This is a genomic window from Sphingomonas parva (ex Maeng et al. 2020) (assembly GCF_004564275.1).
Taxonomy (GTDB): domain Bacteria; phylum Pseudomonadota; class Alphaproteobacteria; order Sphingomonadales; family Sphingomonadaceae; genus Allosphingosinicella; species Allosphingosinicella parva.
This window is the reverse complement of sequence record NZ_SPDV01000012.1, coordinates 120,798-127,052: the sequence shown is the minus strand read 5'-3', so window position 1 is coordinate 127,052 and position 6,255 is coordinate 120,798. Positions and strand designations below refer to the sequence as shown.

Below are 6,255 nucleotides of genomic sequence, written 5' to 3'. Positions count from 1 at the left end.
GCCGCGCCCGCCGCGGGCGCCGCGCTCGCGGCGCTGGCCGCCGTCGGCCTGGCCCGCCTCGGGGGCGTCGGCCTGCGTGATCTGCTCCGGGGCCTCGGTGCCCTGGTTGTTTTCGTCAGCCATTTAGAACTCCAATCCGCCCTCGCGGGCGGCATCCGCCAGCGCCTTGACGCGGCCGTGGAAAAGGAAACCGCCGCGGTCGAACACGACCTGGGTCACGCCGGCAGCCTTGGCACGCTCGGCGATCCGGCGACCCACGTCCTGGGCGCTGCCGGTGGTCGCGCCGGTGGTGCCGCGCGCGTCCTTCTCCAGGGTCGAAGCGGACGCCACGGTCCGGCCTTCGACGTCGTTGATGACCTGGGCGTAGATGTGACGCCCGGACCGGTGGATCGAAAGCCGCGGGCGCTCGCCGGCGCGCTTCCGGAGCGAAGTTCGGACGCGCTGACGGCGCCGTTCGAAGAGAGAGAGTTTCGCCATGGCTTACTTCTTCTTGCCTTCTTTGCGGAAGATATACTCGCCGCGATACTTGATGCCCTTGCCCTTGTAGGGCTCCGGCTTGCGCCAGCGGCGGATCTCGGCGGCCAGCTGGCCGACGCGCTGCCGATCGTTGCCCGAGATCACGACGGTGGTCGGATCCGGGGTGGCGACGGTGAGGTCGCCCGGGACGTCGATGTTGACGTCGTGGCTGTAGCCCAGCTGCAGGCGCAGGTTCTTGCCCTGCATCGCCGCGCGATAGCCGACGCCGGTGATCTCGAGGGTCTTGGTGAAGCCCTCGGTCACGCCGGTGACCAGGTTCTGGACCATCGAGCGCTGCATGCCCCAGAAGGAGCGCGCACGCTTGGTGTCGTTCGCCGGCTGCACCGAGATCGACCCGTCGGCGATCTCGTAGCTGATGTCGTCGAGCATCTGCAGCGACAGGCTGCCCTTCGGACCCTTGACCGACAGCGTCCGGCCCTCGGTGGTGGCCGTGACGCCCGCCGGCATCGGGATCGGGCGCTTACCGATACGAGACATCAGAACACCTCCGCGAGCACTTCGCCGCCGACATTCTGCTCGCGCGCTTCCGCGTCCGAGAGAACGCCGCGCGGAGTCGACACGATGGTGATGCCGAGGCCGTTGCGGACCCGCGGCAGATCCTGGCTGCCCGAGTAGACGCGGCGGCCCGGCTTCGAGACGCGCGCCACGTGCTGGATCGCCGGACGGCCTTCGAAATACTTGAGCTCGATGCGCAGGCCGGCGTGGCGGCCGAGCGCCTCTTCCGTGTAGCCGCGGATATAGCCCTCGCGCTGAAGCACGTCGAGGACGCGGGCCCTCAGCTTCGACGCCGGGGAGACGACGCTATCCTTCCGGGCCTGCTGGCCGTTGCGGATGCGGGTGAGCATATCACCCAGGGGATCGGTCAATGGCATGATCTATACCTTACCAGCTCGACTTCGTGAGGCCCGGGATGAGGCCCTTGTTGCCCAGTTCCCGGATCATGATTCGCGAAAGTCCGAATTTGCGATAGTTGGCGCGCGGGCGGCCGGTGATCTGGCAGCGGTTGCGGACCCGGGTCGGGTTCGCGTTGCGCGGGATCTCGGCCATCTTCAGACGCGCGATCAGACGCTCGGTCTCATCGCGGCTCTCGTCGTCCGCAATCGCCTTCAGCTTCGCATACTGGCCGGAGTACTTCTTCACCAGCTTCTTGCGACGCTCGTTCTTGTTGATGGAACTCAGTTTCGCCATGACTTAAGTTCTCGCCTTTCTTGCTTCAGAAGCGAGGGGCCTCAGGCCGCCTGCTTCTGATCTTCTTCGGTGCGCGGGAACGGGAAGTTGAACAGGCGCAGCAGCTCGCGCGCCTCTTCGTCCGTCTTCGCGGTGGTGGTGACGATGATGTCCATGCCGCGCACCTTCTCGATGCGGTCATAGTTGATCTCCGGGAACACGATCTGCTCCTTGAGACCCATCGCGTAATTGCCGCGCCCGTCGAACGACTTGGCGTTCAGGCCACGGAAGTCGCGGACGCGCGGCAGCGCGATCGTGATCAGGCGGTCGAGGAACTCGTACATGCGCTCGCGGCGAAGGGTGACCTTCACGCCGATCGGCATGCCCTCGCGCAGCTTGAACTGCGCGATCGACTTCTTCGCCTTGGTGACGACAGGCTTCTGGCCGGCGATCAGCTGCATCTCGGCAGCCGCGGTCTCGACCTTCTTCTTGTCCTGCGTCGCCTCGCCCACGCCCATGTTGAGGACGATCTTCTCGAGCTTCGGCACTTCGAGACGGTTCTTGTAGCCGAACTTCTCGATCATCGCCGGGACGATGCGCTCGTCATAGTCGCGCTTCAGACGCGCGGTGTACTTGGCGTCAGCCATTGATCAACTCCCCGGACCGCGCGGCAACGCGGACCTTCTTGCCGTCGCGGATCTCGAAGCGGACCCGGCTGGGCTTGCCGTCCTTCGGGTCCGAGATCGCGACCTTGGAAATGTGAAGCGGCGCCTCGCTCCGCTCGAGGCCGCCCTGCGGGTTGGCCTGCGACGGCTTGCGGTGACGCGTGATGATGTTGACGCCCGCGACGACGACCTTGCCGTCCTTCGGCATCGCCTTCGTCACTTCGCCGGTCTTGCCCTTGTCCTTGCCGGACAGGACGACGACACGGTCGCCTTTCTTGATCTTTGCAGCAGCCATGATGTTACAGGACCTCCGGCGCCAGGCTGATGATCTTCATGTGCTTCTTGGCACGCAGCTCGCGAACGACCGGGCCGAAGATGCGGGTGCCGATCGGCTCCTGGTTGTTGTTGACGAGCACCGCGGCGTTCGAATCGAACCGGATGGTCGATCCGTCGGCACGGTGGATGTCCTTGGCGGTGCGGACGATGACGGCCTTGTGGACGTCACCCTTCTTCACGCGACCGCGCGGCGCGGCTTCCTTGACGGAGACGACGATGACGTCGCCAACGCCGGCAAAGCGCCGCTTCGAGCCGCCGAGCACCTTGATGCACTGGACGCGCTTGGCGCCAGAATTGTCGGCAACGTCGAGGTTCGACTGCATCTGGATCATCGATCCATTCCTTCTTTCACTTCAACCGGAACAAGTCCGGCGATCAGTTTCAACGCGAGGCGTACGTGCCTCAGGCGACGTCTGCCTTCTGCGGGGTCGCGTGGGTGTCCACGCGATCGAGGACCCGCCAGGTCTTCAGCTTCGAGATCGGCCGCGTCTCCTCGATGCGGACGGTCTCACCCTCACGAAACGCGTTGGTCTCGTCATGGGCGTGGTACTTCTTCGACAGCTTGATGATCTTGCCGTAGAGCGGGTGCTTCACCCGCCGCTCGACCAGGACCACCACGGTCTTGTCGGTCTTGTCCGACACGATCCTGCCGGTGAGAACGCGCTTCGGCATTCTATCTACTCCTTAGGCCTTGGTCTGAGCGGCGCGGGCGCGGTCGCTCTGCAGCGTCTTGATGCGCGCAATGGTGCGGCGCACTTCACGAACACGCGACGGCTTCTCGAGCTGGTTGGTGGCGGCCTGGAAGCGCAGGTTGAACTGCTCGCGCTTGAGGTCGCCCAGCTGCTCGTGGAGCTGGTCGTCGGTGCGGGTCTTGAGATCGTCGATCTGGGCCATCTCAGGCTTCCTCGGTCAGCGATTCGCCAAGGCGGGCAACCACCTTGGTCTTGATCGGCAGTTTTTCCATCGCACGCTCGAAGGCGGTCTTGGCGAGCGGGCCGGGCACGCCGTCGAGCTCGAACAGGATCCGGCCCGGCTTGACGCGGGCGACCCAGAATTCCGGGCTGCCCTTACCGGAGCCCATGCGGACTTCGGCCGGCTTGGAGGAGACCGGCACGTCCGGGAAAATCCGGATCCAGAGACGGCCCTGACGCTTGATGTGGCGGGTGATCGCGCGGCGGGCCGCCTCGATCTGACGGGCGGTGATCCGCTCCGGCTCCATCGCCTTCAGGCCATAAGCGCCGAAGTTCAGCGCCGTGCCGCCCTTGGCATCGCCATGGATGCGGCCCTTGAAGGCCTTGCGGAACTTGGTGCGTTTCGGTTGCAGCATTGCTCGTTCCTAAACTCAGCGGGCCGGGCGGACGCCGGAGGTCTGAGCCTCCATCATCAGCCGGTCCTGGGCCATCGGGTCATGGCCGAGGATCTCACCCTTGAAGATCCAGACCTTGATGCCGCACACGCCGTAGGCGGTGTGGGCGGTCGCTTCCGCATAATCGACGTTCGCGCGCAGCGTGTGCAGCGGAACGCGGCCCTCGCGATACCATTCGGTCCGCGCGATCTCGGCGCCGCCGAGACGGCCCGAGCAGGTGATGCGGATGCCTTCCGCGCCGAGGCGGAGGGCGGACTGCACGGCGCGCTTCATCGCCCGGCGGAACGCGATACGGCGCTCGAGCTGGTCGGCGACGCCCTGGGCGACGAGCTTGGAGTCGATCTCCGGCTTGCGGATCTCGACGATGTTCAGGCTGACGTCGCTCTGCGTCATCGCACCGAGCTGCTTCCTGAGCTTCTCGATGTCGGCGCCCTTCTTGCCGATGATCACGCCGGGGCGCGCGGCATAGATGGAAACGCGGCACAGCTTGGCCGGACGCTCGATCACCACCTTGGAGATCGCCGCCTGCGGCAGCGTCTTCATGATGAACTTGCGGATCTTGAGATCCTCGACCAGCAGCCGGCTGTAATCGGCGCCGTCGGCGTACCAGCGGCTGTCCCAGGTCCGGTTGATCTGGAGGCGGAGCCCGATCGGAGAGGTTTTCTGACCCATGGTTTACGCTTCCTGCTGCTCGCGGACGACGATGCGCACGCGGCTGAACGGTTTGACGATCCGGCTCGAGCGACCGCGCGCGCGCGGGGTGAACCGCTTCATCGAGATGCTCTTGCCGACCGAGGCCTCGGCGACGACCAGCGCGTCGACGTCGAGGTTGTGGTTGTTCTCGGCATTGGCGATCGCCGAAGCGAGCACCTTGCGAACCTCGACCGCCATCGCCTTCGGCGAGAAGGACAGGATGTTGAGCGCGTCCTCGGCCTTGCGACCACGGATCATCGCCGCGACCAGGTTCAGCTTCTGCGCCGAGCCGCGGATGGTCGTGCCGACCGCCAGCGCCTCGTTGTCCGCGACCTTGCGGGGGGATGCCTGCTTGCCCATGGCTTATCTCTTGCCCTTCTTGTCGGCCGCGTGGCCGGGGAAGTAGCGGGTCGGCGCGAACTCGCCGAGCTTCATCCCGACCATCTCTTCATTCACCGAAACGGGAATGAATTTCTTGCCGTTGTAGACGTTGAAGGTGAGGCCGACGAACTGCGGGAGGATCGTCGAACGGCGCGACCAGGTCTTGATCGGCGCACGGCTGTTGGCGTCCTGCGCGGCCTCTGCCTTCTTCAGCAGCGACAGCTCGACGAACGGACCTTTCCAGACGGAGCGGGCCATTGTTACCTCTTCTTCTTAGCGTGGCGCGAACGGATGATCATCTTGTCCGTCGCCTTGTTGTTGCGGGTGCGGGCACCCTTGGTCGGCTTGCCCCACGGGGTGACCGGATGGCGGCCGCCCGAGGTCCGGCCCTCACCACCACCGTGCGGGTGATCGACCGGGTTCTTGGCGACGCCGCGGGTCAGCGGACGACGGCCCATCCAGCGGCTGCGGCCCGCCTTGGCGAAGTTCTGGTTCTGGTTGTCCGGGTTGGACACCGCACCGACCGTCGCCATGCAGTTGGCGTGGATATAACGCTGCTCGCCTGAATTGAGCCTGACGATCACCATGCCGCGGTCGCGGCCGACGACCTGGACGTAGGTCCCGGCCGAGCGAGCGATCTGGGCGCCCTTGCCCGGCTTCATCTCCACATTGTGGACGATGGTGCCGACCGGCATCGAGCCCAGCTCCATCGCGTTGCCCGGCTTCACGTCGGTGCGGCGGCCGGCGACGATCACGTCACCCGGCGCCAGACGCTGCGGCGCGATGATATAGGCCTGCTCGCCGTCCTCGTACTTGACGAGAGCGATGAACGCGGTCCGGTTCGGATCGTACTCCAGGCGTTCGACGGTCGCGGGAACGTCCCACTTGCGACGCTTGAAGTCGATGTAGCGGTAGCGCTGCTTGTGGCCGCCGGCGATGCCGCGCGAGGTCACGTGGCCCTTGTTGTTGCGGCCGCCGGTCTTGCGCTTGCCTTCGGTCAGCGCCTTGACCGGCTTGCCCTTCCAGAGCGCCGACTTGTCGACGAGGATCAGGCCGCGCTGCGACGAGGTCGTCGGATTATAGGTCTTGAGTGCCATTTCTCGAGCGCCC

General features: G+C 65.6%; 14 protein-coding genes. All 14 read right to left on the bottom strand.

Going from position 1 to position 6,255, the window contains the following annotated elements; genetic code table 11:
- Nucleotides 1–123: 123 nt before the first annotated feature.
- A complete protein-coding gene (gene rplR / locus E2493_RS08300) occupies nt 124–477 on the bottom strand; it encodes a 50S ribosomal protein L18 (RefSeq protein WP_135085609.1) in 354 nt (117 codons plus the stop codon).
- Nucleotides 478–480: 3 nt separating this feature from the next.
- Nucleotides 481–1,014, bottom strand: a complete 534-nt coding sequence (gene rplF / locus E2493_RS08295; RefSeq protein ID WP_135085607.1) for a 50S ribosomal protein L6 — start codon at nt 1,012–1,014, stop codon at nt 481–483.
- Nucleotides 1,014–1,409: a 30S ribosomal protein S8 gene (rpsH, locus tag E2493_RS08290; protein WP_135085605.1), complete on the bottom strand. Its 396-nt coding sequence runs from the start codon at nt 1,407–1,409 to the stop codon at nt 1,014–1,016. The genes rplF and rpsH overlap by 1 nt, the downstream gene beginning before the upstream one ends.
- Nucleotides 1,410–1,419: 10 nt before the next feature.
- Nucleotides 1,420–1,725, bottom strand: a complete 306-nt coding sequence (gene rpsN / locus E2493_RS08285) for a 30S ribosomal protein S14 (protein ID WP_135085603.1) — start codon at nt 1,723–1,725, stop codon at nt 1,420–1,422.
- 41 nt (nt 1,726–1,766) lie between these two features.
- Nucleotides 1,767–2,351: a 50S ribosomal protein L5 gene (gene rplE, locus E2493_RS08280; protein ID WP_135085601.1), complete on the bottom strand. Its 585-nt coding sequence runs from the start codon at nt 2,349–2,351 to the stop codon at nt 1,767–1,769.
- Entirely contained in the window at nt 2,344–2,664 is a 321-nt protein-coding gene (gene rplX / locus E2493_RS08275) for a 50S ribosomal protein L24 (protein ID WP_135085599.1), read from the bottom strand. The genes rplE and rplX overlap by 8 nt, the downstream gene beginning before the upstream one ends.
- A gap of 4 nt (nt 2,665–2,668) precedes the next feature.
- Nucleotides 2,669–3,037, bottom strand: a complete 369-nt coding sequence (gene rplN, locus E2493_RS08270) for a 50S ribosomal protein L14 (RefSeq protein WP_106514995.1) — start codon at nt 3,035–3,037, stop codon at nt 2,669–2,671.
- Nucleotides 3,038–3,107: 70 nt separating this feature from the next.
- A complete protein-coding gene (gene rpsQ, locus E2493_RS08265) occupies nt 3,108–3,377 on the bottom strand; it encodes a 30S ribosomal protein S17 (protein ID WP_129385891.1) in 270 nt (89 codons plus the stop codon).
- A gap of 12 nt (nt 3,378–3,389) precedes the next feature.
- Nucleotides 3,390–3,599, bottom strand: a complete 210-nt coding sequence (gene rpmC, locus E2493_RS08260) for a 50S ribosomal protein L29 (protein WP_135085597.1) — start codon at nt 3,597–3,599, stop codon at nt 3,390–3,392.
- A 1-nt stretch (nt 3,600) separates the two neighbouring features.
- On the bottom strand, nt 3,601–4,032 hold the full coding sequence (gene rplP / locus E2493_RS08255) for a 50S ribosomal protein L16 (RefSeq protein WP_135085595.1): 432 nt from the start codon (nt 4,030–4,032) through the stop codon (nt 3,601–3,603).
- Between the two features lie 15 nt (nt 4,033–4,047).
- Nucleotides 4,048–4,743, bottom strand: coding sequence for a 30S ribosomal protein S3 (rpsC, locus tag E2493_RS08250; RefSeq protein ID WP_135085593.1), 696 nt, complete (start codon nt 4,741–4,743; stop codon nt 4,048–4,050).
- Nucleotides 4,744–4,746: 3 nt separating this feature from the next.
- Complete coding sequence (rplV, locus tag E2493_RS08245) at nt 4,747–5,124, bottom strand: 50S ribosomal protein L22 (protein WP_135085591.1); 378 nt, start codon at nt 5,122–5,124, stop codon at nt 4,747–4,749.
- A 3-nt stretch (nt 5,125–5,127) separates the two neighbouring features.
- Entirely contained in the window at nt 5,128–5,403 is a 276-nt protein-coding gene (gene rpsS, locus E2493_RS08240; protein WP_106514989.1) for a 30S ribosomal protein S19, read from the bottom strand.
- Nucleotides 5,404–5,405: 2 nt separating this feature from the next.
- Nucleotides 5,406–6,242 carry a 50S ribosomal protein L2 gene (gene rplB / locus E2493_RS08235; protein ID WP_135085589.1) on the bottom strand — a complete coding sequence of 279 codons (837 nt, stop codon included), beginning with the start codon at nt 6,240–6,242 and terminating at the stop codon, nt 5,406–5,408.
- Nucleotides 6,243–6,255: the final 13 nt, after the last annotated feature.